Origin of the sequence: Aeromonas sp. (genome assembly GCF_051657805.1) — a bacterium.
Lineage (GTDB): Bacteria > Pseudomonadota > Gammaproteobacteria > Enterobacterales > Aeromonadaceae > Aeromonas.
This window is the reverse complement of the sequence record NZ_JBOFLJ010000003.1, coordinates 274952-299649: the sequence shown is the minus strand read 5'-3', so window position 1 is coordinate 299649 and position 24698 is coordinate 274952. Positions and strand designations below refer to the sequence as shown.

The following is a 24698-nucleotide window of genomic DNA, read 5'->3' as shown; positions in this document are numbered from 1 at the left end:
GGTTAGAAGGAATAGAAGATGCAAATGCAGACGGTGGATGTGGTGATAGTAGGGGGCGGTATGGTGGGCCTCGGACTCGCCGCCGCCCTCAAGAACAGTGCCCTGAGCGTGGCCATCGTGGAGGGGCAGTTGCCCGAGACCGTGCTCGGGGAGGCGCCGGACAACAGGGTCAGCGCCCTGAGCCTCGCTAGCCAGCGCATCCTGCAGTCCGTGGGGGCCTGGGACGGTATCGCGGGGCGGCGCCTGCAGGCCTACGACAGGATGGCGGTGTGGGAGCAGGACAGCTTCGGCCATATCGATTTCGATGCCGCCAGCCTGCGCCAGTCCGCCCTCGGCCATATCGTGGAGAACCGGGTCATCCAGCTTGCATTGTTGGATGCCATTCTTGATGGCGATGGTGGCGCGAGCAACATCCAGTTGCTGAGCCCGGCCCGGGCCCAGAGCCTGCAGGTGAGCGAGGCGGGGGCCATCCTGCTGCTGGAAGATGGCCGCGCCCTCTCGGCCAGGTTGGTGGTGGCTGCCGACGGTGCCCACTCCTGGGTGCGCCGTCAGGCGGATATCCCGCTCACCAGCTGGGACTACGGCCACCACGCCCTGGTGGCGACGGTGCGCACCAGCGATCCCCACGACGGGGTGGCGCGCCAGATCTTCACCCCGGATGGGCCGCTCGCCTTCCTGCCCCTGTGGCAACCTGACCTCTGCTCCATCGTCTGGTCCATTCCCGCCGCCCGGGCCGAGGCCCTGTGTGCCTGCGACGAGGAGCAGTTCAACCGCCAGCTCACGGTGGCCTTCGACGGTCGGCTCGGGCTGTGCAAGGTGGAAGGGGCGCGCAGCGCCATCCCGCTCACCGCCCGCTATGCTCGCGACTTTGCCCGCGAGCGGCTGGTGCTGGTGGGGGACGCGGCCCACACCATACACCCGCTGGCGGGGCAGGGGGTCAACCTCGGCCTGCTGGACGCGGCGGCCCTGGCGGAGCAACTGCTCAAGAGCCAGCGCGCGGGCGCCGACATCGGCCTGCTCGACAACCTGCGGGGTTACGAGCGTTGGCGCAAGAGCGAGGCCGCCCGCATGCTGGCGGCGATGGAAGGGCTCAAGCGGCTATTTGGTGGCAGCAACCCGCTCAAGAAGCTGGTGCGCGGGGTGGGGCTGCGGGCGGTCGATGTCCTGACGCCCCTGAAGCAGGGGATGATCCGGGCCGCCATGGGGCTGGACGGTGAGCTGCCCGCCCTGGCCAAGGGTGAAAAAATCTAATCTTACCCGGGGTTTATTGCAATAAAACTAATCTGATGAGGCTGAATGCCCCCATGGGGCCTCAGCCTTTAATGTTGGCGGGAAGCGAAACGTTTTTCTGTAAATTGTGACGAAACGGTGAAAACCAACATTTAATCCCGCAAAATACCGGTTGATACTGTTTTTATCACTGTTTTTGCCTTAGTGTCTGGTGTCAGTTCAAAGAGTGTGGATTAGTTTTTTTTGAGCGGAGGCATCAGGCTCTTGTCATATAATCCGCACCGTTCACGGAATCACTCTTGCCCTGCAAGGGCGAGAACGAGCACAGACCTGGTGGTCCTGTTCCTCTCAACAGCGAGAGGGAGGGGCTCAGGTGTTGTCGCCAACGCTTTAGGGCTCTTTGCTAAGGAAAGAATGCGATGATCCAGACTACAGTACTGCATCCCAAGCACCTGGAAGCGGGCGCCAAGATGGTGGATTTCCACGGTTGGGAAATGCCCATCAACTACGGCTCCCAGCTGGAAGAGCACCACGCGGTGCGCACCGATGCGGGCATGTTCGATGTCTCCCACATGACCATCGTCGATTTGACCGGCGAGCGGGTCAAATCCTTCCTGCAACACCTGCTGGCCAACGACGTGGCCAAGCTCACCGTCCCCGGCAAGGCCCTCTACAGCGGCATGTTGAACCCGGACGGTGGCGTCATCGATGACCTCATCACCTACTATCTCGGCGACACCTTCTACCGCCTGGTGGTGAACTCCGCCACTCGCGAGAAGGATCTGGCCTGGATCCGTCATCACGCCATCGACTTTGCCGTGAGCGTCACCGAGCGCCCGGAGCTCGCCATGATCGCGGTGCAGGGTCCCCAGGCCAAGGCCAAGGCGGCCAAGGTGTTCAGCCCTGAGCAGAACGCCGCCGTGGCGGGCATGAAGCCCTTCTTCGGCGTGCAGGCCGGCGATCTCTTCATCGCCACCACAGGCTACACAGGTGAAGACGGCTACGAAATCGTGGTGCCCGAGCCGCAAGCCTGTGCCCTCTGGCAGGCGCTGCTGGACAACGGCGTGGCCCCTTGCGGCCTCGGTGCCCGTGACACCCTGCGCCTCGAAGCCGGCATGAACCTCTACGGTCAGGACATGGACGAATCTATCTCTCCGCTCGCCGCCAACATGGCCTGGACCCTGGCCTGGGAGCCCGCGGATCGCCAGTTTATCGGCCGCGCCGCCCTGGAGGCCCAGAAGGCCGCCGGCACCCAGCCCAAGCTGGTGGGCCTGGTGATGGAAGAGAAGGGGGTGCTGCGTGCCGGCATGTCGGTCACCTTCACCAGCGAGAGCGGCGAAACCCGCGAAGGGGTGATCACCTCAGGTTCCTTCTCGCCGACCCTGGGCTACAGCATCGCCCTGGCCCGGGTGCCCCGCGACATCGGCTCCGAGGCTCAGGTCGAGATCCGCAAGAAGCTGGTCACCGTGAAGGTCACCAAACCGGCCTTCGTGCGCAACGGCCAGCCACTGGTGTAATGATTGATGGCGGCGGAGGATGCCCTTCGCCCGCTCTTTTATAAAAGCGATCCAAGTACATAAAGGAAGCAGAAATGAGCCATATCCCGAGCGAACTGAAATATGCCACCTCCCACGAGTGGGTCCGTGTTGAAGCCAACGGTGAGGCCGTGGTCGGCATCACCGAGCACGCCCAGGATCTGCTGGGGGACATGGTGTTCGTGGATCTGCCTGAAGTGGGCAAGCAAGTCAGTGCCGGTGAAGAGTGCGCCGTGGCCGAGTCTGTGAAAGCCGCCTCCGACATCTACAGCCCGGTGAGCGGCGAGATCATCGCCGTCAACGAAGAGCTGGAAGGCAGCCCCGAGCTGGTCAACTCCGATCCCTACGACGCCGGCTGGCTGTTCCGCATCAAGCTGAGCGACGCCTCCGAGCTCGCCAACCTGCTGGATGCCGAAGGCTACCAGAACGTGGTGGACGAAGAGTAAGCATGCCGGGCCCTGCAAGGATTTGCAGGGCCTTTTTGTTTGACCGCCAGCCGCCTCCGGTGCGCTGACGGCAGGGTGAAGTCGCCCGCGCCAACCCCTCCTATCCCCGCGGATGAGACGGGCAGGCCGCCAGAATCGCGACCCCCAGGGATGCCCTTGTGCACCCCGTGTCCGCACTCAGTGCCAGCGACACACAGAACATGAGTGGAGTCGGCGCTGCCGGCTCGGGAATGTCTATCAGGACTTATTAGCAGGACCTATTTAGCAGGAAATCAGGGAAATGACTCAGTCACTGTTTGAACTCGAACAAAAAACCGACTTCATCCGCCGTCACATCGGCCCGGGTGAGGAAGAGCTGCGCGCCCTGCTGGCCGTGGTGGGCGCAGAGAGCCTGGACGATCTCATCGATCAGACCGTCCCCGCCGCCATCCGCCGTCCGGGCCCCCTCGGCATCGGCGCCCCCATGACCGAGGTGGAGGCCCTGGCAAAGCTCAAGGGATACGCCGCGAAGAACAAGATCGCCAAGAGCTACATCGGCATGGGTTATCACGACACCCACGTGCCCCACGTCATCTTGCGCAACGTGCTGGAAAACCCGGGCTGGTACACCGCCTACACCCCCTATCAGCCCGAGCTGGCTCAGGGCCGTCTCGAGGCGCTGCTGAACTTCCAGCAGCTGACCCTGGATTTGACCGGCATGGACCTGGCCAGCGCCTCCCTGCTGGATGAGGCCACCGCCGCCGCCGAGGCCATGGCGCTCGCCAAGCGCATGGCCAAATCCAAGTCCAACCTCTTCTTCGTGGCCGATGACGTGCATCCCCAGGTGATCGACGTGGTCAAGGAGCGGGCGGTGCACTTTGGCTTCGACGTGGCCGTCGGCCCCGCCGCCGAGGCGGTGAGCGAGGAAGTGTTCGGTGCCATGTTCCAATACCCCGGCACCACGGGCAAGGTCGCCGATCTGCGTGCCCTGATCGCCGCGGTCCAGGCCCAGAAGGGCTTGGCCTGCGTCGGCGCCGACATGCTCTCCTTGTTGCTGCTCAAATCCCCCGGTGAGCTGGGCGCGGACGTGGTGTTCGGCTCCGCCCAGCGCTTCGGCGTGCCCATGGGTTACGGTGGCCCCCACGCCGCCTTCTTCGCCACCCGCGACGCCTACAAGCGCTCCATGCCGGGCCGCATCATCGGCGTCTCCAAGGATGCCCGTGGCAAGGCGGCCCTGCGCATGGCGATGCAGACCCGCGAGCAGCACATCCGCCGCGAGAAGGCGAACTCCAACATCTGTACCGCCCAGGTGCTCTTGGCCAACATGGCGAGCTTCTACGCCGTCTACCACGGCCCGGTGGGGCTCAAGACCATAGCGTCCCGCGTGCACCGTCTGACCAGCATCCTGGCGCTGGGCCTCAAGGCCAAGGGCCAGACCCTCAAGCACGACAGCTGGTTCGATACGGTCACTGTGTTGACCGCTGACAAGGCGGGGCTGGTTGCCCGTGCCGAGGCCCTTGGCATCAACCTGCGCTCAGATCTGGACGGCGCCGTGGGCGTCTCCTTGTCTGAAACCACTACCCGCGAGGACGTGGCCGAGCTGTTCGATCTCTTCCTCGGCCAGGGCCATGGTCTGGATGTGGCTGCCCTGGATGCCAAGGCACAGGCCCATCCGGCTATCCCGCAAGATCTGCTGCGCACCGATGCCGTGCTGACCCACGAGGTGTTCAACAAGTACCACTCCGAGACCGAGATGCTGCGCTACATCCACCGTCTCGAGGCGAAGGATCTGGCCCTGAACTACGCCATGATCTCCTTGGGCTCCTGCACCATGAAGCTCAACGCCACCGCCGAGATGATCCCGGTGACCTGGCCGGAATTTGGCAAGCTGCACCCGTTCGCGCCGCTGGCTCAGACCCAGGGCTACCAGCTGCTGCTGGCAGATCTGGAAGACTGGCTGGTGAAGGTGACCGGTTATGACGCGGTCTGCATGCAGCCGAACTCGGGCGCCCAGGGCGAGTACGCTGGCCTCCTGGCCATCAAGAAGTACCACGAGTCCCGCGGTGAGGGGCATCGCGACGTCTGTCTGATCCCGGCCTCCGCCCACGGTACCAACCCGGCGTCTGCCCAGATGGCGGGCCTCAAGGTCATCGTCACCGCCTGTGACAAGGCCGGCAACGTGGATCTGGACGACCTGCGCGCCAAGGCTGCCGAGGTGGGGGATCAGCTCTCCTGCCTGATGGTGACCTACCCCTCCACCCACGGGGTGTACGAGGAGACCATCAAGGAGGTGTGCGACATCGTGCACCAGCATGGTGGTCAGGTGTACCTGGATGGCGCCAACATGAACGCGCAAGTGGGCCTGACCGCGCCCGGTTTCATCGGCGCGGACGTCTCTCACCTCAACCTGCACAAGACCTTCGCCATTCCCCATGGCGGTGGTGGTCCCGGCATGGGCCCCATCGGCGTTAAGAAACACCTGGCGCCGTTCGTGGCCGGTCACGCGGTGGTCAAGACCGACAAGGAGAGCCGTGACAACGGCGCCGTGTCGGCGGCCCCGTTCGGTTCGGCCAGCATCTTGCCCATCAGCTGGATGTACATCGCCATGCTGGGTGACGAGGGCCTGAAGAAGTCCACCCAGGTGGCCATCCTCAACGCAAACTACCTGGCCAAGAAGCTGGGGGAATCCTTCCCCGTGCTCTACACGGGTCGCAACAACCGGGTCGCCCACGAGTGCATCCTGGACATACGCCCCCTCAAGGAAGCCTCCGGCATCAGCGAGATGGACGTGGCCAAGCGGCTGATGGACTACGGATTCCACGCGCCGACCATGAGCTTCCCGGTGGCGGGCACCCTGATGGTCGAGCCGACCGAATCCGAATCCAAGCGTGAGCTGGATCGCTTCGTCGAGGCCATGACCCGCATCCGTGCCGAGATCGCCAAGGTGCAGGACGGCCACTGGAGCCTGACCGACAACCCCCTGGTGCATGCGCCCCACACCCAGGATGACGTGATGGACGGTGAGTGGGTTCGCGCCTACAGCCGCGCCGAGGCGGTGTTCCCGTCCGACGCCGTGCGCGCCGCCAAGCTGTGGCCGTCCGTCAATCGCATCGACGACGTCTACGGGGATCGCAACCTGTTCTGCTCCTGCATCCCGACCGAGGATTACGCCGACTAAGGACGGCCGCGAGCCAGCAACCGGAAACGACGAGGCCCTGCATCAGCAGGGCCTTTTTTATGCAGGCTGGCGCTGGCATGGCCGGGCGTTGCCCGGCTCGGCCATGAAATCGCGGGCGACCCGGCCCCAGGCAATATAATCAACAGTCAGGCATCGCCTGATCTGGTTTCACCTTCATAAGGAGCGTTCCAAATGGCTGGGAAGAAGATCATCGTTGTAGTGGGGGCGACGGGTGCTCAGGGCGGGGGCCTGGCCCGCGCCATCCTGGACGATGCCGGGGGCGGCTTTGCCCTGCGGGCCCTGACGAGAAACCTCGGCTCGGACAAGGCGACGGCTTTGGCTGCGCAGGGGGCCGAGGTGGTTGCTGCGGATCTGGATGATATGGCGAGTCTGCAGCGTGCATTTGCAGGGGCCCATGGCGCCTTCTGCGTCACCAACTTCTGGGAGCACTTCTCCCCCGAGAAAGAGCTGGCGCAGGCGGCGAACCTGGCCGGTGCCGCTAAGGCAGCTGGTCTCGAGCACGTCATCTGGTCGACCCTCGAGGATACCCGCCGATGGGTGCCGCTGAGCGACGACCGCATGCCGACCCTGATGGGCAAGTACAAGGTGCCGCACTTCGATGCCAAGGGCGAAGCCGATGGGCTGTTCACCGAGCTGGGGGTGCCGACCACTTTCCTGCTGGCCTCCTTCTATTGGGACAATTTCATCCACTTCGGGATGGGGCCGAGGAGAGGGCCCGACGGCAGGCTGGCGATCACCCTGCCGATGGGGGACAAGAAGTTGCCGGGTATCGCCGCCGAGGATATCGGCCGGTGCGCCTATCGCATCTTTCAGCGGGGACCTGCGTTGATAGGCAAAACCATGGGCGTGGCCGGCGAGCATCTGACGGGGGCGCAGATGGCCGCCGCCTTGACGCGGGCGCTGGAGGAGGAGGTCCGCTATGACGAGGTATCCCCCGATTCGTACCGCAGCCTTGGCTTCCCGGGGGCGGATGATCTCGGCAACATGTTCCAGTTCAAGCGCGACTTCAACGAGCTCTTCTGCGGCAACCGCGACCTGGCCGCCGCCCGTGCGCTCTACCCGGCGCTGCAAACGTTTGATGAGTGGCTCGCCCGCAACAAGAGCCGGATCCCGCTGGTGTAGGGCCCATTTGGTCTGAAGCCGTGACCATCACGCCGGGAACCAATCCCCGCCAGAAACGACGAGGCCCTGCATCGCAGGGCCTTTTTTATGGCTGATGGGGCTGGGAGGCTCAGCCTCGCCGGGCTGCCTCGATGCGGGCGATGTCGATCTTGCCCATCTGCATCATGGCCTCAAAGGCGCGCTGGGCGGCGGCGGGATCCGGGTCGGCCAGGGCCTGGGTGAGGGCGAGGGGGGTGATCTGCCAGGAGAGGCCCCACTTGTCCTGACACCAGCCGCACTCGCTCGCCTGGCCGCCGTTGTCGATGATGGCGTGCCAGTAACGATCCGTCTCGGCCTGGGTCTCGGTCGCTATCTGGAACGAGAAGGCCCAGCTGTGGTTGACCCCGGGGCCGCCGTTGAGGCCGAGGCAGGGGATCCCCATCAGGGTGAATTCGACCGTCAGCAGATCCCCCCGCTTGCCGGAGGGAAAGTCGGTGGGGGCATAAAACAGCGCGCCGACGCTGGAGTCGGGGAAGAGGCCCGCATAAAACCGGGCGGCCTCCTCGGCGTCGCCATCGTACCAGAGGCAGATCCTGTTCTTTTTCGTTTGCATCGCATCCTCTCTCCATCAAATGGCTTGCCGGCAGCACAATGGGTTGCCGGCTGGCTATGGGGCCGTGGCTGCAGAGGCGGCGGATGCCGATGCCTGCGTGGCATCCACGGCGGCGCTGAGGGCCTGCTGGAATTCGTCCATCTGTGCCCTGGCTTGTTTGGCCTGCTCGGCCTGCAGTGCCCCCGTGGTGGCCGCCGTGCCGGCCAGCTCGGGGCCGCAGCCCCACAGCAGGGTGGCGAGGAGGGGAAGCAGATATCTGGTGCTCAACATCGGGTCTCTCCCGTCGGCTTGGGGTCACTCAGGCTTGCCGCCTTGCAGGGGAAAATTTGAGTGTAGCGCCGGGGGAGGCATGGGGCGCGCTCGCCGAGCCGAAAGAGGGCGTATCCGTCGATGTACTCGAGGCACAGACCCTATGCCTGCCGATCGGGCTCATTGGCCAGCCAGTCGGCATGCCAGCCCGGCAGCTGGTCGGCAGGCATGGGGCGGCCCGCGTAGTAGCCCTGGCATTCGTCGCAACCGAGACGGGCCAGCTGATCCCAGGTTCCCTTGTCTTCCACCCCCTCGGCCACCGTCCTGAGCCCCATCTTGCGGGCCAGGATCAGGGTCGACTCTATGATGGCGAGTCGCACCGGATCCTGGTGGCAGCGGTCGACGAAGCCCCGATCCAGCTTGAGCTCGGTGAAGGGGAGCTGGCTGAGTTGCTGCAAGGAGGAGTAGCCGGTGCCGAAGTCATCGATGGAGAGGCCAAAGCCGTGCATCCGCAGCCGGCTCAGCAGCTCGAGGGAGTGGCCAAGATCCCGGACGAAGGCGCTCTCCGTCACCTCCAGGGTGATGAGCTTGGGGGCTACCCCCCGCAGCTGGCACCGGGCGATCAGCAGATCGCACAGTCTCCCCTCGATCAGGCTGTGGCTCGAGAGGTTGATGGCGAGCCTGAGAGGGCGGCCCGCTTGATGCCAGTTCGCGGCATCACCCAGGCTCTGCTCGATGAGGCACTCGCTCAGGGGATCGATGAGGCCGCTCTCTTCGGCCAGGGGGATGAAGCGGGCCGGTGCTATCAGGCCCAGGGTCGGATGCTGCCAGCGTGTCAGCGCCTCCACCCCCAGCCATTCGCCGGTCCTGAGGCTCACCTTGGGTTGATACCAGGGCACTATCTCCCCCCGTGTCAGCGCCAGCCTGAGATCCGCGGCGGCTATGAGGGGGTCGCTGGCGGCGGCTGGAGGAACCTCTTGCGGCCCCCAGCTGGCCAACAGCCCGGCGAGCTGCCCCAGGCTTGCGGGCTTGTCCAGCCGGCCGAGTACCCGCAGGCCATAGGCATGCCCCATGCGCCGCACCGCCTCCACGACGTCATCCTTGAGGGCGCTGGCGAGTATGATGCCGCCGCGAAAACCGTTGAGGGAGAGGCGGCGCAGCAGGGCCATGCCGTCCATGCCGGGCATGTGCAGATCGCACAGCACTATGTCCACCTTGTGCTGCTGGCACAGGGTCAGGGCCGCCTCCCCATCGCCAGCCTCGAGCGGTGTCCGGTAGCCGAGGGCCCGGGTCTGGTGACTCAGGGCTTTTCGCTGAAAGGGGTTGTCCTCCACCACCAGGATGGCGATCTCAGCGCGGGGTGTGTTCATCGAGCCAGGCTCCTATCTCGTGGTTGACGGCCAGCGCCTGCTGTTGCACTTGCTGCACCAGCTCGGCCAATGGCTCGGTTTGCTGCCGCTTGCAGCAGATCTCCAGGGCCAGCGCCAGCTCGGCCAGGGCGAGTTCCCCCGTCATGTGGGCGGCCCCCTTGATGCTGTGGGCGGCGTCGAACAGGGTTTCCCACGCCAGCGTGGGCAGCGCCTGTTGCAGGTTCGCCAGATCGCGCCCGTTGCTGAGCAGGTATTCGGCCGCCAGGGTGCGAGCCTCGGTCTCGCTGCCAAACAGGGCGATCCAGCGTGCCGCCACCGTCGCCACGTCGGTCTGGGGAGGATGGGAGAGTTGGGGCTGGCTGGGACCCTCATCCTGCGCCAGGTAGTGCCCGAGCAGCTGGGCGAGGCCCGCCAGTGCATAGGGCTTGTGGAGCATGGCGGTCATGCCCGCCTCGGCGCTCAGGCGACTCACCTCCTGGGAGGCATCCGCCGTGATGCCTATGATGGGGGCCGTCACCCCCTGTTCACGCAGGATGGCGGTGAGCCGGTAGCCATCGAGTTCGGGCATGTGGCAGTCGGTGAGCAGCAGATCGAAGGAGGACTGGGACCAGGCCGCCAGGGCCTGGCGTCCGTTTTCGCACAGCGCGAACCCTATCCCCAGCAGGCTGAGTTGGCGCTGCAGCAGTGCCCGGTTGACCGGGTGATCCTCGGCGACCAGCACCCGGCCACGCAGCCGGGGGAGGCTGGGGGCGAGGGCCATGGGGTTCTCCTCCGCGGCGATCAGCTCGAGGCAGCACTCCTGCAGCAGATCCGGGTAGAGCGGGTGCTGGCCAAGGCGCAGGCAGCGGCCGGGGTGAAGGCTGGTGCGCAGGCTCTCCCGCTCGCTGAGATAGAGGATGCGGTAGTCCTGGTGCAGCACCCGGCAGGCGGGGCTCGGACTCTCGTGCTGGCATCCCGGCGGGCAGAGGGTCTGCGCATCCTGCTCATCGAGCAGCAGCAGGCCCGGGGCCAGGGGATGGTGGCGATCGCGCAGGCTTATGTCGGCGCCGAAGCGGCGCAGCAGGGCCGCCGCCTCCGGCAGGGAGCGCGAGACCTGCCAGTGACTGCCGGCGAGGGGCGGTGCGTCCCAATGGGGCTGACACAGGGGCAGGGACAGAATGGCCCGGGTTCCCTGGCCGGGCTCGCTCTCGAGCACCAGGTTGCCCCCCATCTGCTGCACCAGATTGCGGCTGATGGCGAGTCCGAGGCCGGAGCCACCGAAGCGGCGGCTGATGCTGGTGTCCTCCTGCTCGAAGGGGGTGAAGAGGCGGGGCAGGCGCTCGGGGGCGATGCCGATGCCGGTGTCCTCCACCCGCAGCCAGAGTTCAGCCTCCAGATAGGCGAGGGTGAGGGTGATGTGACCCCGCTCGGTGAACTTGATGGCGTTGTGCAGCAGGTTGGCGCAGATCTGCCCCAGCCGCTTGGCATCCAGCTCGGCCCTGTCCGGCAACTGGGTGTCCCACTGCAGGTGAACCTGCAGCCCCTTCTGGCGCGCCGCCGCCGCGTTGCTGCGCACCACGGCGCCCAACACCTCGGCCAGGCGCGCCGGGTACGGTTCCAGGTGCAACTGGCCCGCCTCCATCTTGGAGTAGTCGAGGATGTCGTTGACCAGGTAGAGCAGGTTGTCGGCTGAACTGATCACGTTGCGCACCAGATAGTGCTGATCCTCGCTGAGCTGGCCGAGTTGCAGCAGCTCCAGCATGCCGTGCATGCCGGCGATGGGGGTGCGCAGCTCGTGGCTCATGGTGGCGAGGAAGCGATCCCGGGCCCGAGTCGCCGCCTCAGCCTTCTGGCGTGCCTCCTTGAGCGCCTGCTGTTGCTCATTCATGGCCGTGATGTCCTGCACCATGCCATAGAGCAGGGCACTGCCATCTTCCTGGCGGATGACGTTGCCACGCACCTGCAGGGTGCGCACCCGGCCATCCACCTGGCGGGAGGGGATGGTGAGCTCGACCTGGGTCTGCTGGGAGATCTGGCGCTCGAATTCGGCGATCAGGGTCGCTCGCAGTGAGTCGTCGAGGTGGAGGAGAAGCTCATGGTGCTGGCGGGAGAGCAGCTGCTCGGAGGTGATGAGATCCATCGCCTGGCAGCCGGCGCTCACATACTGGAATTGCCCCTCTCCCTCGCCGAAATAGGTGAACTGGAATACGAAGCCGGGGATGCTGTCGGTGAGCCGGGCCAGCCTGGCCTCCGCCTCCCTGGCGCGAGCCTGGGCGTTCAGCTGCTCGGTCATGTCGGTGAGCACGGTGAGTACTCCCGCCTTCTCTCCATTCGGGCCGAGGAAGAGCCGCTTGTGGTAGGTGACGATCCGCTCGGCCCCATCGCGCTGCCAGGCCTCCCCCCGGGAGTGGAGATCCTCCCCGCTCTCCCACACCTGCGCATCTTCCGCTTGCACGCGCAGTATGACCTCGAGGGGCAGGATGTCGCTGAGCAGCAGGGCATAGTCTCCCTGGGTGTTTTTGCCGTCGAGGTAGAACTGGCGGTAGGCCCGGTTGGTGACCGCTATCTCCAGCCGCTCGTTGGTGAGCACCACCATGTTGGGTAGGGTGTCGAGCAGGGTCGCCATCAGCTGCAGCTGGCGGGAGAGCTCGGCCTCGGCCCGCTGGCGCTGGCGTACCTCGCGGCTCATGGACCGATTCCAGAGATAGGCCAGCAGCGTCACGAGAAAGAGGCTGCCCAGCATGGTCAAAATCAGTTTAAGCAGCTGTTTTTTGTTGATCCCGGTTTCTATTTTCAGGGTGAACCACTTGTCCTGCAGCAGCTGCATCTCTGCCGGGCTGATCGTCGCCAGGGTCTTGCCGAGGATGCTGGCCAGCAAGGGATCGCCCTTGCCGACCACCATCGCCAGGGGGACGTCCAGCTCGCTGCCGCTATAGGCGATGCGCAGACCCTGATCTGTCTCCTTGCGCAGGATCTGCTCGCTGACGCCCTCGTTGGCCAGTATGTAGTCCACCCGCCCCTCGGCGAGGGCCTCAAGCTGATCATCGAAGGAGGAGAAGGTGACGGGTTCGGCCTGCCAGTTGCGGATGATGGTTTCATCGGCCGAAGCCCGACTCCCTGCCACCCTGGCCCCTCTTATCTCCTTGAGGGAGCCGAGCTCTCCCTTCTCGCGCCGGGTAAGCAGCAGCCGCTTCAGGGTCAGATAGTCCGGGGTGAACAGGAAGCGGGGGCGACGCTCGGGCAGGTTGACGATGGCCGGGACGACGTCCAGCTTGCCCTCTGCCAGGGTGGCCAGGCTACCCCCTTCTGGCACAGTGGGTTGCAGCTTGAAATGCAGACCACTGCGCCGCTCGATCAGGGCGAGCAGATCCGCCAGCATGCCGGTGAGTTTTCCGTTCTCATCAACGGTGGCCAGGCCAAACCAGGGGCCGGGAGCAAATCGGATTTCCCGGTGATGGGCCATCCATGCCTCTTCCTCGGGAGTGAACAGGCTGACCGCTCTGGCCTGCTCCTTCGGTTCGCTATAGGTGTCGGCCAGTTCCATCAGGGCGTGTTTGTCCTGGGGGGGCAGGCTGTCCACCGCCAGGCTCAGCAGGGGACCGAGAGCACGGTTGCCGGAGAGGGTGGCGAGGGCCAGCTGGGCGGGATCAACCCAGGGCACCTCGACCATCTGTTGGGTCTTGACGCGCTGACTGGAAAGGTTGCTCTCCAGATAGGGGCGATCGGAGAGGTAGGCATCCGCCAACCCGTACTTGACCATGAACAGGGCCTCGATGTTGCGGTCCACGTACCTGATCTTGTTGAACCCAAGCTGTTCGAGCAGATCGCAGCTGTCGTAGCCGCGCTCGCAGACCCACTGCATCTGCGCGGCCTGCGCCCGGCTGGGCGAGGGGCCCGGTCGGGCGAGCAGCACGGCGCGGGGGATCTCGATGAGGGGGGCGGTGAAGTGCATCCAGCGCTGACGCTGGGGGGTCAGGGTCACCCCGGCCAGGGCATCCACCTCGCCGCGGCGCAAGGCGCGCTGTGCATCCTCGAAGGTGGGATAGGCCCGGTAGCCTAGCCTGAGATCGAGCCGTTGACTGAGGGTCTGCAGATAGTCGTGCAGCAGGCCCTGATAGCGGTTATTGCCCGTGTAATAGCTGTAAGGGGCCCAGTCGGTCGCCGGCATGCCGATGGTCAGCGTCTGTTTCTCGCGCAGCCACGCTTGCTGTTCGGTATCGAGTCGCAGGGCATAGGGGGGCGGTACGGCCGCCAGCAGGCTCTGGGCGGCCAGCACGGGCAGCAGAAGCAGTAATCGAATGACCCCAAACAAGATACATACTCGGCAAAATGTGATAGGGGTGGCAGTGTAGAAGGGGCATTTCGCAGCGTCTATTGATGACGACATGATGAACAGCTTGGATTCAGCTCTGAGGTAAATGGGAGTATCTGATGGACAGTACCCAACGATTTTCGGCCCGGGTCGAGGCCTATGTGAAGTATCGGCCCGGTTATCCGGCGGCCATGCTGGATTTTCTGGCGGCCGAGCTCGCCATGGGGCCGGATGCCCGGGTGGCCGACATTGGGGCGGGCACCGGCATATTGACCGCTCTGCTCGCCCCCAGGGTGGGCGAGATCTTTGCGGTGGAGCCCAACCCCGACATGCGGGGGGCGGCCGAGCGGCTGCTGGTGGAGGCGGGCAACATCCACTGGCTGGGGGGCAGCGCCGAGGCGACCGGCATACCGGCGGGCTGCCTGGAGCTCGTCACCGTCGCCCAGGCGTTTCACTGGTTCGATCGAAGGGCCTTCAAGGCCGAGTGCCGGCGCCTGCTCAAACCCGGCGGCCGGGTTGCCCTCATCTGGAACGATCGGCTGACCGACACCGGTTTTCTGCAAGCCTATGAGGCGGGGCTGCGCGCCTATTCGGGGGACTACGAGGAGGTCAATCATCGCAACCTCGGTGAGGCCGACTTCGCGGCCTTCTTCGAGGGGGCGTATCGCCTGGACTGCTTCCCCAACCGGCAGTTGTTCGATCTGGATGGGGTCATGGGGCGGCTCAACTCCTCCTCCTATGCCCCCGCCATCGGCACCCCGGCCTATGAGCAACTGGCGGCCCTGATCCATCGGGAGTTCGAACGCTGGGCGCAGGATGGCCGGATCGCCTTCAACTACCAGACACTGGTCTATAGCGGTCGGGTTTAGGGCATCAGGGAGTTAGACGACGGGCTGATGACCCGTGAAGGGGAGGAGATGGCAAGCAGTCCGCCAGGCTCAGAAACAGACAGGCCCTCATGAGCGAGGGCCTGTCTGTTTACGGGGGGTGAAGCCTACTGCTTGTCCAGACCGAGCAGGGTCATGGCCTTGGCCAGGGTATCGACGGATTCCTGATGCTTACCCACCTTGTGCAGGGCTTCCCCCTCAGCCCTGAGTTGCTTCACCTCGGCCAGCTGCTCGGCGCTGAGCACGGGATCGGCGGCCAGGGCATCATCGATCTTCTTCATGTCCATGGGACAGTGAAAGGCGAGGGCGCTGCCGGCGAACAGCAGGCCTGCCAACAACAACACGACTCTCATCTTGACGACCTCCATGATGGGATCCCGTTAAGGATAGCCGCTCAAGAACGGCCGGTTGAAGGGGGCATTGAGGGGTGGCCGATCGCCTGGACGACCGAGGCTGCACCGGCCCCTGAGCCAGAGCGGGGAAGGGCCTGATGCCGCGCAAAGCGCCATAAAAAAAGCCGACTCCAGGGAGTCGGCTTCTTGTCGGGTGAGGAGCCTATCAGGCGGTCACGGCCTCACTCTTGGCCGCAGCGGCTTCCGGCGCCGGATTGCGGATGAGGTAATCAAACGCACCCAGGGCTGCGGTGGCACCGGCCCCCATGGAGATGATGATCTGCTTGAAGGGCACCGTAGTGGCATCCCCTGCGGCATAGACGCCGGGCAATGAGGTGGCGCCCTTGGTGTCGATCTCTATTTCGCCGAAGCGGGTCAGGGCGACCTCGCTCCCCTTGAGGAACTCGGTGTTCGGCACTAGGCCGATCTGCACGAAGATGCCGGCCACCGCCAGGTGTTTGATCTCGCCAGTGGTGCGGTCCTCGTAATCCATGCCGACCACCTTGCTGCCGTCACCGATGACTTCGGTGGTGCGGGCACTCATGATGATGTCGATGTTGCCCATGGAGCGAGCCTTCTTCTGCAGCACGTCGTCGGCGCGCAGGGTATCGGCAAACTCCACGACGGTGACGTGCTCGACGATGCCGGCGAGGTCGATGGCAGCCTCGATGCCGGAGTTACCGCCACCGATCACCGCCACGCGCTTGCCCTTGAAGAAGGGGCCGTCACAGTGAGGGCAGTAGGCCACGCCCTTGGTGCGGTATTCCACTTCACCCGGCACGTTCAGATCGCGCCAGCGGGCGCCGGTGGCCAGGATCACGGCGCGGCTCTTCAGGGTTGCGCCTGAGGCGAGATCCACGTTCACGTAACCGTCCTTGCTGATGGCGGCGGCACGCTGCTCGGTGATCACTTCCACGCCGTACTGCTTGACGTGTTGCTCCAGGCTGGCGGCCAGCTTGGGGCCTTCGGTGTAGGGCACGGAGATGAAGTTCTCGATACCGACGGTGTCCATCACCTGACCACCGAAGCGCTCGGCGACGATGGCGGTGCGGATCCCCTTACGGGCGGCATAGATGGCGGCGGCTGCGCCAGCCGGGCCACCGCCGACGACCAGGACGTCGTAGGGGGCTTTCTCGTTGAGCTCCTCAGCCTTGCGCTCGGCGGCGCCGCTGTCGACCTTGGCCAGGATCTCCTCCAGGGAGATGCGGCCCTGGCTGAACGGCTGACCGTTCAGGTAGACGTTTGGCACGGCCATGATCTGGCGCTCGTTGACCTCGTCCTGGAACAGGGCGCCGTCGATCATCACGTGGGTGATGTTCGGGTTCAGGGTCGCCATCAGGTTCAGGGCCTGTACCACGTCCGGGCAGTTGTGGCAGGAGAGGGAGATATAAGTCTCGAAGTGGAACTCACCCTTCAGATTCTTGATCTGCTCCAGCACGGCCGGATCGGCCTTGGAGGGGTGGCCGCCGCTCTGCAGCAGGGCGAGCACTAGGGAGGTGAATTCATGACCCATGGGGATGCCGGCAAAGTGCACGCGGGGGGCCTGGCCCTGGGCCGCGATGCTCATGGAAGGCTTGCGGGCGGCAGTGCCATCGGTCATGGAAATCTTGGGGGACATCTCGCTGATCTCGGTGGCCAGGGCCAGGAGTTCGGCGGATTTGTCGCTGTCATTGCCGGACACGCTGATCTCGATGGGATTGACGATGTACTGCAAGTAACCGTTGAGTTGTTGTTTGAGGTTGGTATCTAACATGGTCGAATTCCTTCTTGCTGAATGCGGGTCGGCGCTATGACTGGATACAGAGAGCACTGAATACAGAGAATACAGGGCCACAAAACAGACCGGCACCCCTGACGTGGGCCGGAAAGCAGACCGGCCCTGAAACGGGCCGGTCTTTAGAGCGGGGAGGCTTAGATTTTGCCTACCAGATCCAGGGACGGGGCCAGAGTGGCTTCGCCTTCTTTCCACTTGGCCGGGCAGACTTCACCCGGGTGAGCGGCAACGTACTGGGCAGCCTTGACCTTGCGCAGCAGTTCCAGGGCGTCACGGCCGATACCACCGGCGTTGATCTCGACGATCTGGATGACGCCTTGCGGGTCGATCACGAAGGTACCACGGTCAGCCAGACCAGCTTCTTCGATCATCACGCCGAAGTTGCGGGTGATGGTACCGGTGGGGTCACCGATCATCGGGTACTGGATCTTCTTGATGGTGTCAGAAGTGTCGTGCCAGGCCTTGTGAGTGAAGTGGGTGTCGGTGGAGACGGCATAGATCTCGACGCCCAGCTTCTTGAATGCTGCGTAGTTGTCTGCCAGGTCGCCCAGCTCGGTCGGGCAAACGAAGGTGAAGTCAGCCGGGTAGAAGAACACCACGGACCACTTGCCTTTCAGATCAGCGTCAGACACCTGAACGAATTTGCCATTGTGGTAAGCGGTAGCGTTGAACGGCTTGATTTCAGTGTTGATATAGGTAGACATGTATTAGCTCCTTGGTGATGTACATATGCCTGTCTGGTTGCGACGAATCTGGCCAGCCGAGGCGTTTAACTTTCGATGGAGGCATCATAGGGCTTTTCGCTAATCGGTCAAAGCCACAATTTTGAATCACTTAAATCTATTTATTAGATAACCCATCGCAACTGTACCTAACATGAATATCTCAGGCCTTGAGAGATAACTCATTGTCGAAGTTCAATTTCTGTCCTGCAGGTCACATTTTCAAGTCCCGGATGGGATCTTGTTTTATCCAGGAGATGAAAGCAGGGAAATATGAAGGATCGTCGGGGGAGGGCGGCAGACAGACAAAAAAATCCCGGCGTCATCGCAAGAGGAGGCCGGGTCATCAAACAAGGAATGGCGATATATAAAAATGCTTTACAGCAAAGACTTACTACGGGGTGTGCAAACTTGCAGACATATGAAGGGAAGAGTACGGGTGCACAATCCTCATCTCCCCCTCGGCAAACATTGCATGGGAGGTATGATAGTGTGATGGCGATCACAAAGCAAGTTTGTGATGTAACTTTCCATTCAAAATGAAAGGGTTTCAGTTTTATGGCCGATTTAATCGCCTGAAAACGCTTTTAATGTAATTTTATTACGAGATTTTATGATCAAAAGTCCGAGAGAGGCTCCTGTTCTTCGAGCAACTCCAGCAGGTTGATGGCCACCGCGATGAAATCCGACTCCGTGACTATGCCCACCAGCTTGCGCCCCTTGATGACCGGCAGGCAGCCATATTTGTGGCGCTGCAGGTAGAGGGCCGCCTCCTTGATGCCGGCGCGGGGATCCACGGTCGCCACCTGACGGGTCATGATCTCGTCGAGCTGGACGCTGTCGGTGAACTCCGCCTCCCGCTCCGGGTTGATGAGCAGCAGCTTGGATTCCCGGGTGGCCAGGATATCGGAGAGGGTGACCAGTCCCAGCAGATGATGGTGATCGTCGACGATGGGGATGTGGCGGATCCGCTCCTGCTGCATCAGATCCATCGCCTGCTTGACGCTGTTCTGTGGACCCAAAGTGAAGGGATGTTCGGTCATGATTTCGGACAGTGTCATCATGGTGGGCCTCCTTGTGTCTCTGCCTCCACCCTAGCCCAGCCTCAGGTACCAGAACATGATCGGGGTCAATACAGGTCGTTAAAGAACCGTTAACGCGCAAGCGGTCACAAAAACGCCCGCTATCCCTTGTCTGCCTTGGGTTTTTGGTCTTTTGGGTTGCCTTGAACTAAGGGGATAACTAGACTAGCCGCCGATTCCCCCCGAGGTGAAAGATGCAAGTATCCGATTTTCATTTTGATCTGCCAGACGAGCTGATTGCCCGCTATCCCATGACGCAGCGCACCGCCAGCCGTCTGTTGCAGCTCGATGGTCAAACTGGCGCCCTGCGCCACGGTCAATTTGTGGATGTGTTGGACCGGCTCAATCCCGGCGATCTGCTGGTGTTCAACAACACCCGGGTCATCCCGGCGCGCATGTTTGGCCAGAAGGCCAGCGGCGGCAAGCTGGAGGTGCTGGTGGAGCGTATCCTGGACGAGCACAGCGTGCTGGCCCATGTGCGCTCCTCCAAGTCCCCCAAGCCTGGCACCCGTCTCATCCTGGACGGTGGCCCCGACGGCGACAAAGTCGAAGCCGAGATGCGGGCCCGTCACGATGCCCTGTTCGAGATCCATTTCCTTGACCCCCGCCCCGTGCTGGCGATCCTGGAGGCCATCGGCCACATGCCGTTGCCCCCCTATATCGACCGTCCCGACGAGGACGCGGACAAGGAGCGCTACCAGACCGTCTACAACCAGAAGCCCGGTGCCGTGGCGGCGCCCACCGCCGGCCTGCACTTCGACGAGCCGCTGCTCGAGCGGATCAAGGCCAAGGGGGTGGAGCTGGCCTTCGTCACCCTGCACGTGGGGGCGGGCACCTTCCAGCCGGTACGGGTGGACAAGATTGAAGATCACCACATGCACTCGGAATATGCCGAGGTGCCGCAGGAGGTGGTGGACGCCATCGCGGCGACCCGCGCCCGGGGCGGCCGCGTCATCGCCGTGGGCACCACCTCGGTGCGATCCCTCGAGAGCGCCGCCAAGGTGACCCTGGCCCAGGGCAAGCCGCTCGCGCCGTTTTTCAGCGACACCGACATCTTCATCTTCCCGGGCTATGAGTTCCAGATAGTCGATGCCATGATCACCAACTTCCACCTGCCGGAGTCGACCCTGATCATGCTGGTCAGCGCCTTCGCCGGGTACGATCACGTGATGGCGGCCTATCAGGCGGCGGTGACCGGGCAGTACCGTTTCTTCAGCTACGGGGACGCCATGTTCGTCACCCGTCGCCGGGCCGAGGCTTAAAAAGCCTCTGCCTTCAGAACCTGTTCACGATCGTCGAGTAAGATCGCGCAGCTTCTTATATATGGGCCCTCACGGGTCCTCAACTGTCAGACTGTTTCTCTGACTGCATCGAGGTAGCAATGAAATTTGAACTGAAAACCACCGATGGCCGCGCCCGTCGCGGCCAGCTGGTATTCGAGCGCGGCACCGTGCAGACCCCGGCCTTTATGCCGGTCGGCACCTACGGCACCGTCAAGGGGATGACCCCGGAAGAGGTCCGCGAGACTGGCGCCCAGATCCTGCTCGGCAACACCTTCCACCTCTGGCTGCGGCCGGGGCAGGCGGTGATGCGTGCCCACGGGGATCTGCACGACTTCATGAACTGGCAGGGGCCCATCCTGACAGACTCCGGCGGCTTCCAGGTGTTCAGCCTCGGCCACATCCGCAAGATCACCGAGGAGGGGGTGCACTTCCGTCATCCCATCAACGGCGAGAAGATCTTCCTCGACCCCGAGAAGTCCATGGAGATCCAGTACGACCTGGGCTCCGACATCGTGATGATCTTCGACGAGTGCACCCCGTACCCGGCCACTTACGAAGAAGCGCGCAAGTCCATGGAGATGTCCCTGCGCTGGGCCAAGCGTTCCCGGGAGAAGTTCAATGCGCTCGGCAACAAGAACGCCCTGTTCGGCATCATCCAGGGTTCCGTCTACGAGCCGCTGCGGGATGTGTCCCTAGACGGCCTGCTGGAAATCGGCTTCGACGGCTATGCGGTCGGCGGCCTCGCCGTGGGTGAGCCCAAGGAAGACATGCATCGCATCCTCGATCACGTCTGCCCGAAGATCCCGGCGGACAAGCCACGCTACCTGATGGGCGTCGGCAAGCCGGAGGATCTGGTGGAAGGGGTGCGCCGCGGCATCGACATGTTCGACTGCGTGATGCCGACCCGCAACGCCCGCAACGGCCATCTGTTCACCACGGACGGTGTGGTCAAGATCCGCAACGCCAAGTATCGCGAAGACACCAGCACCCTGGATGCGGACTGCGATTGCTACACCTGCAAGAACTACACCCGCAGCTATCTGTACCATCTGGACAAGTGCAACGAGATCCTCGGCGCCCGTCTGAATACCATTCATAACCTGCGTTATTACCAGCGGGTGATGCAGGGTTTGCGGGACGCGATCGAGCAGGGTAAATTAGACGACTTTGTAACTGAGTTCTACCGTCGGCAAGGGAAGCCTGTGCCTCCATTGGCTGAAAACGACACGAAATAACAACGAGTTATCAGCTAGTCATCAAATCTACATCAAACAAGAGGTTGTTAAATGAGCATTATCTCCAAGGCATATGCAGAAGGCGCGGCTCCGGGTGCACAGGGTGGTGGCATGGAAATGATCATCATGCTGGCCGTCTTCGGTCTCATCTTCTATTTCATGATCTACCGCCCCCAGGCCAAGCGCGCCAAGACCCATCGCGATCTGATGAGCTCCCTGGCCAAGGGTGACGAAGTGCTCACCTCAGGTGGTCTGGTCGGCAAGATCGCCAAGGTCTCCGCCGACAGCGAATACATCGTGCTGGCCCTGAACGATCAGACCCAGGTCACCATCAAGCGTGACTTCGTCTCTGCCGTTCTGCCCAAGGGTTCTATCCAGTCCCTCTAATCTCCCGAGGAGCACAGCGTGTTAAATCGCTATCCGCTGTGGAAATACCTGATGGTGGTCGTGGTGATCGCCATCGGTTTTCTATATGCAGCCCCCAATCTTTACGGCGAAGACCCGGCCTTGCAGGTTTCTGCGAGCCGCGGTGCCGAAGTCAAACTCGAGACGCTGGATCAGGTGAAGGAGACGCTTGAAGCGGCCCATATCCCGGTCAAACAAGCTGCCTTCGAACACGGCTTCATCCTGGTCCGCTTCAACAACACCGAAGATCAGCTCAAAGCCCGTGACATCGTCGCCAACAAGCTGGGCGACAACTTCATCACGGCCCTGAACCTGGCGCCGTCCACCCCTGCCTGGCTCGAAGCCATCGGTGCCGCGCCCCTCAAGCTCGGTCTTGACCTGCGCGGTGGTGTGCACTTCCTGATGGAAGTGGACATGGCCGAGGCGCTGGCCAAGCAGCAAGAGCAGATGGTGCAGGATTTCCGCTCCGAGCTGCGTACCCAGAAGATCCGCTACTCCGGCGTGCGCCGGGTGGGGGATCAGGTGCAGGTGGTCTTCCGCGAGGAGGCCGATCAGTCCAAGGCCGTCTCCTTCCTGCGCCGCCAGAATCCGGATCTCACCTTCACCACAGAGCAGAAGGGGGATGACTTCATCCTGCTGGCCGCCCTGAGTGAAGCCAAGATCAAGGAAGTGAAGAAGTACGCCCTCGAGCAGAACATCACCATCATCCGCAACCGGGTGAACGAGCTGGGGGTGGCCGAGCCGCTGGTCCAGCAGCAGGGTGCCGAGCGCATCGTGGTGGAACTGCCGGGGATCCAGGACACCGCCCGTGCCAAGGAGATCCTGGGCGCCACCGCGACCCTGGAATTCCACATGGTCGATGAGACCGCCGATATCCAGGCCGCCGCCAGTGGCCGGGTACCGCCGAGCTCCAAGGTGTACAACGATCGCAACGGTCGTCCCGTGGTGCTGCAAAAGCGCGTGATCCTGACCGGTGACCACATAGTGGGCGCCCAGTCCGGTTTCGATGAGTACAGCCGTCCCCAGGTCAACATCAAGCTCGATGGCCAGGGTGGCAACAAGATGGCCAACTTTACCAAGGACAACGTCGGTAAGGGCATGGCCACCGTCTTCATCGAATACAAGCCGGTGGGTCAGCCGGGTCCGGATGGCAAGCGCAAGTTCCGCAAGCAGGAAGAGGTGATCAACGTCGCGACTATTCAGTCTCGTCTGGGTAGCCAGTTCCGCATCACCGGCATCGACAACGCCAACGAGGCCCACAACCTGGCGCTGCTGCTGCGTGCCGGTGCCCTGATCGCCCCGATCCAGATCGTGGAAGAACGCACCATAGGCCCGAGCCTGGGTCAGCAGAACATCGACAGCGGTATGGAAGCCATCGGCTGGGCCATGCTGGTGATCGTGCTGTTCATGGGGATCTACTACCGTGCCTTCGGTTGGGTTGCCAACCTGGCGCTGACCATGAACCTGGTGCTCATCGTCGGTATCATGTCGATGATCCCGGGGGCCACCATGACCCTGCCGGGCATCGCCGGTATCGTCTTGACCCTGGGCATGGCGGTGGATGCGAACGTGCTGATCTACGAGCGTATTCGTGAAGAGATCCGCAACGGTCGCGGGGTGCAGCAAGCCATCCATCTGGGCTTTGATCGCGCCTTCTCCACCATCGCCGACTCCAACGTCACCTCGCTCATCACCTGTGTGATCCTGTTCGGCATCGGTACCGGCGCCATCAAGGGCTTCGCCCTGACGCTGGGGATCGGCCTGACCGCCTCCATGTTTACCGCCATCACGGTATCCCGCGCCATTATCAACCTGGCCTGGGGTGGACGGCGCATCGACAAGCTGCCGATCTAAGGAAGAGACATGTTTCAAATTCTACATTTTGAAAAGCCCATCCCCTTCATGCGTTTCGCCAAGACGGGTATGGTGCTCTCTGCTCTGGTGACGGTGTTCGCCCTCTACATCCTGTTCGATCGCGGCCTGAACTGGGGCCTGGATTTCACCGGTGGTACCACCATCGAGGTGGGGTTCCAGCAGTCGGTGAGCCTGGACAAGATGCACGAGGCGCTGGATCAGCAGAAGATTGAAGGGGCTACCCTGCAGTTCTTCGGCTCCAGCCGCGACGTCCTGGTGCGCATGGCCCCGAAAGAGGGGGTCAAGGTGGAGCAGCAGGGCAACGAGGTGCTGGCGGCTGCCAAGCTGATCGATCAGGATGCCGTGCTCAAGCGCGTCGAGTTCGTCGGCCCCTCCGTGGGTGACGAGCTGGCGACGGACGGTGCCCTGGCCATGCTGGCCTCCATCATCTGTATCCTGATCTATGTGGCGGTGCGCTTCGAGTGGCGTCTGGCCACGGGGGGCATCCTCTCCCTGGCCCACGACGTCATCATCACCCTCGGCATCTTTGCCTACTTCCAGTACGAGTTCGACCTGACCGTGCTGGCGGCGCTGATGACGCTGGTGGGCTACTCCCTGAACGACACCATAGTCGTGTTCGACCGGGTGCGGGAGAACTTCCGCAAGGTGCGTCGGGGGGATACCGCCGAAATCATGGATCTCTCCATGACCGAGACCCTGAGCCGGACCATTATCACCTCGGGGTTGACCTTCGTGGTGGTGGTGGCGCTGCTGCTCAAGGGCGGGCCGCTTATTCACGGTTTCGCCATCGCCATGGTGATCGGGGTGGCCTTCGGGACCTACTCCTCCATCTATGTGGCGAGCGCCTCTGCCATGTTCCTCGGGGTCAAGCGGGAGCACATGCTGCCGACCCAGGTGGAAAAAGAGGGCGCGGATCAGCAAGAGATCCTGCCGTAATCGACAAGGGCGCCGCAAGGCGCCCTTTCTCTTATGGTCCGACTGAGTCATGATGCTCGGCAACATTGAGCCACAGGCTCGGGCAACAACGAGT

At 63.1% G+C, this 24698-nt stretch carries 19 protein-coding genes; 11 read left to right on the top strand and 8 right to left on the bottom strand.

Annotation, left to right across the window (positions count from 1 at the left end):
- Positions 1-18: 18 nt before the first annotated feature.
- The 5 genes from ACRCYW_RS01725 to ACRCYW_RS01705 all read left to right on the top strand — a co-directional run bounded on the left by ACRCYW_RS01725 (position 19) and on the right by ACRCYW_RS01705 (position 7511).
- Positions 19-1251, top strand: coding sequence for an FAD-dependent 2-octaprenylphenol hydroxylase (locus ACRCYW_RS01725; protein ID WP_438548450.1), 1233 nt, complete (start codon positions 19-21; stop codon positions 1249-1251).
- 398 nt (positions 1252-1649) lie between these two features.
- Complete coding sequence (gene gcvT / locus ACRCYW_RS01720; protein ID WP_438548449.1) at positions 1650-2747, top strand: glycine cleavage system aminomethyltransferase GcvT; 1098 nt, start codon at positions 1650-1652, stop codon at positions 2745-2747.
- Between the two features lie 74 nt (positions 2748-2821).
- On the top strand, positions 2822-3211 hold the full coding sequence (gene gcvH / locus ACRCYW_RS01715) for a glycine cleavage system protein GcvH (RefSeq protein WP_438548448.1): 390 nt from the start codon (positions 2822-2824) through the stop codon (positions 3209-3211).
- Between the two features lie 280 nt (positions 3212-3491).
- On the top strand, positions 3492-6368 hold the full coding sequence (gcvP, locus tag ACRCYW_RS01710) for an aminomethyl-transferring glycine dehydrogenase (RefSeq protein ID WP_438548447.1): 2877 nt from the start codon (positions 3492-3494) through the stop codon (positions 6366-6368).
- A 192-nt stretch (positions 6369-6560) separates the two neighbouring features.
- Positions 6561-7511, top strand: coding sequence for an NmrA/HSCARG family protein (locus tag ACRCYW_RS01705; RefSeq protein ID WP_438548446.1), 951 nt, complete (start codon positions 6561-6563; stop codon positions 7509-7511).
- A 109-nt stretch (positions 7512-7620) separates the two neighbouring features.
- Here the strand turns inward: ACRCYW_RS01705 and ACRCYW_RS01700 are convergent, their stop codons facing one another.
- From ACRCYW_RS01700 to ACRCYW_RS01685, 4 genes are all read right to left on the bottom strand, one after another.
- Positions 7621-8103, bottom strand: a complete 483-nt coding sequence (locus ACRCYW_RS01700) for a VOC family protein (protein ID WP_438548445.1) — start codon at positions 8101-8103, stop codon at positions 7621-7623.
- Positions 8104-8157: 54 nt separating this feature from the next.
- Complete coding sequence (locus ACRCYW_RS01695; RefSeq protein WP_438548444.1) at positions 8158-8373, bottom strand: hypothetical protein; 216 nt, start codon at positions 8371-8373, stop codon at positions 8158-8160.
- 140 nt (positions 8374-8513) lie between these two features.
- Entirely contained in the window at positions 8514-9722 is a 1209-nt protein-coding gene (locus tag ACRCYW_RS01690; RefSeq protein ID WP_438548443.1) for an EAL domain-containing response regulator, read from the bottom strand.
- Positions 9703-14013, bottom strand: a complete 4311-nt coding sequence (locus ACRCYW_RS01685; protein ID WP_438548442.1) for an ATP-binding protein — start codon at positions 14011-14013, stop codon at positions 9703-9705. The genes ACRCYW_RS01690 and ACRCYW_RS01685 overlap by 20 nt, the downstream gene beginning before the upstream one ends.
- Before the next feature lie 119 nt (positions 14014-14132).
- On the opposite strand from ACRCYW_RS01685, the gene ACRCYW_RS01680 reads away from it, so the two are divergent.
- Positions 14133-14882 carry a class I SAM-dependent methyltransferase gene (locus ACRCYW_RS01680; protein ID WP_438548441.1) on the top strand — a complete coding sequence of 250 codons (750 nt, stop codon included), beginning with the start codon at positions 14133-14135 and terminating at the stop codon, positions 14880-14882.
- Between the two features lie 125 nt (positions 14883-15007).
- Here ACRCYW_RS01680 and ACRCYW_RS01675 read toward each other — a convergent pair whose 3' ends face one another.
- From ACRCYW_RS01675 to ACRCYW_RS01660, 4 genes are all read right to left on the bottom strand, one after another.
- A complete protein-coding gene (locus ACRCYW_RS01675; protein WP_438548440.1) occupies positions 15008-15253 on the bottom strand; it encodes a hypothetical protein in 246 nt (81 codons plus the stop codon).
- Between the two features lie 205 nt (positions 15254-15458).
- Positions 15459-17045 (bottom strand): alkyl hydroperoxide reductase subunit F, encoded by a 1587-nt coding sequence (gene ahpF / locus ACRCYW_RS01670; protein WP_438548439.1) that lies wholly within the window; start codon positions 17043-17045, stop codon positions 15459-15461.
- 158 nt (positions 17046-17203) lie between these two features.
- A complete protein-coding gene (gene ahpC / locus ACRCYW_RS01665; RefSeq protein ID WP_438548438.1) occupies positions 17204-17770 on the bottom strand; it encodes an alkyl hydroperoxide reductase subunit C in 567 nt (188 codons plus the stop codon).
- Positions 17771-18405: 635 nt separating this feature from the next.
- Positions 18406-18852 carry a CBS domain-containing protein gene (locus tag ACRCYW_RS01660; protein WP_438548437.1) on the bottom strand — a complete coding sequence of 149 codons (447 nt, stop codon included), beginning with the start codon at positions 18850-18852 and terminating at the stop codon, positions 18406-18408.
- Between the two features lie 212 nt (positions 18853-19064).
- Here ACRCYW_RS01660 and queA point away from each other — a divergent pair, with 212 nt between their 5' ends.
- The 5 genes from queA to secF all read left to right on the top strand — a co-directional run bounded on the left by queA (position 19065) and on the right by secF (position 24604).
- Complete coding sequence (queA, locus tag ACRCYW_RS01655) at positions 19065-20132, top strand: tRNA preQ1(34) S-adenosylmethionine ribosyltransferase-isomerase QueA (protein WP_438548436.1); 1068 nt, start codon at positions 19065-19067, stop codon at positions 20130-20132.
- Positions 20133-20251: 119 nt separating this feature from the next.
- A complete protein-coding gene (tgt, locus tag ACRCYW_RS01650) occupies positions 20252-21388 on the top strand; it encodes a tRNA guanosine(34) transglycosylase Tgt (RefSeq protein WP_438548435.1) in 1137 nt (378 codons plus the stop codon).
- Positions 21389-21439: 51 nt separating this feature from the next.
- Positions 21440-21775, top strand: a complete 336-nt coding sequence (yajC, locus tag ACRCYW_RS01645; RefSeq protein ID WP_100858982.1) for a preprotein translocase subunit YajC — start codon at positions 21440-21442, stop codon at positions 21773-21775.
- 18 nt (positions 21776-21793) lie between these two features.
- A complete protein-coding gene (gene secD, locus ACRCYW_RS01640) occupies positions 21794-23647 on the top strand; it encodes a protein translocase subunit SecD (RefSeq protein ID WP_438548434.1) in 1854 nt (617 codons plus the stop codon).
- A 9-nt stretch (positions 23648-23656) separates the two neighbouring features.
- Complete coding sequence (gene secF / locus ACRCYW_RS01635; protein WP_438548433.1) at positions 23657-24604, top strand: protein translocase subunit SecF; 948 nt, start codon at positions 23657-23659, stop codon at positions 24602-24604.
- Positions 24605-24698: the final 94 nt, after the last annotated feature.

Coding starts and splice junctions, on each gene's coding strand:
- ACRCYW_RS01725 (WP_438548450.1), top strand. CDS start 19: ATGCAAATGCAGACGGTGGATGTGGTGATAGTAGGGGGCGGTATGGTG.
- gcvT (WP_438548449.1), top strand. CDS start 1,650: ATGATCCAGACTACAGTACTGCATCCCAAGCACCTGGAAGCGGGCGCC.
- gcvH (WP_438548448.1), top strand. CDS start 2,822: ATGAGCCATATCCCGAGCGAACTGAAATATGCCACCTCCCACGAGTGG.
- gcvP (WP_438548447.1), top strand. CDS start 3,492: ATGACTCAGTCACTGTTTGAACTCGAACAAAAAACCGACTTCATCCGC.
- ACRCYW_RS01705 (WP_438548446.1), top strand. CDS start 6,561: ATGGCTGGGAAGAAGATCATCGTTGTAGTGGGGGCGACGGGTGCTCAG.
- ACRCYW_RS01700 (WP_438548445.1), bottom strand. CDS start 8,103: ATGCAAACGAAAAAGAACAGGATCTGCCTCTGGTACGATGGCGACGCC.
- ACRCYW_RS01695 (WP_438548444.1), bottom strand. CDS start 8,373: ATGTTGAGCACCAGATATCTGCTTCCCCTCCTCGCCACCCTGCTGTGG.
- ACRCYW_RS01690 (WP_438548443.1), bottom strand. CDS start 9,722: ATGAACACACCCCGCGCTGAGATCGCCATCCTGGTGGTGGAGGACAAC.
- ACRCYW_RS01680 (WP_438548441.1), top strand. CDS start 14,133: ATGGACAGTACCCAACGATTTTCGGCCCGGGTCGAGGCCTATGTGAAG.
- ACRCYW_RS01675 (WP_438548440.1), bottom strand. CDS start 15,253: ATGAGAGTCGTGTTGTTGTTGGCAGGCCTGCTGTTCGCCGGCAGCGCC.
- ahpF (WP_438548439.1), bottom strand. CDS start 17,045: ATGTTAGATACCAACCTCAAACAACAACTCAACGGTTACTTGCAGTAC.
- ahpC (WP_438548438.1), bottom strand. CDS start 17,770: ATGTCTACCTATATCAACACTGAAATCAAGCCGTTCAACGCTACCGCT.
- ACRCYW_RS01660 (WP_438548437.1), bottom strand. CDS start 18,852: ATGATGACACTGTCCGAAATCATGACCGAACATCCCTTCACTTTGGGT.
- queA (WP_438548436.1), top strand. CDS start 19,065: ATGCAAGTATCCGATTTTCATTTTGATCTGCCAGACGAGCTGATTGCC.
- tgt (WP_438548435.1), top strand. CDS start 20,252: ATGAAATTTGAACTGAAAACCACCGATGGCCGCGCCCGTCGCGGCCAG.
- yajC (WP_100858982.1), top strand. CDS start 21,440: ATGAGCATTATCTCCAAGGCATATGCAGAAGGCGCGGCTCCGGGTGCA.
- secF (WP_438548433.1), top strand. CDS start 23,657: ATGTTTCAAATTCTACATTTTGAAAAGCCCATCCCCTTCATGCGTTTC.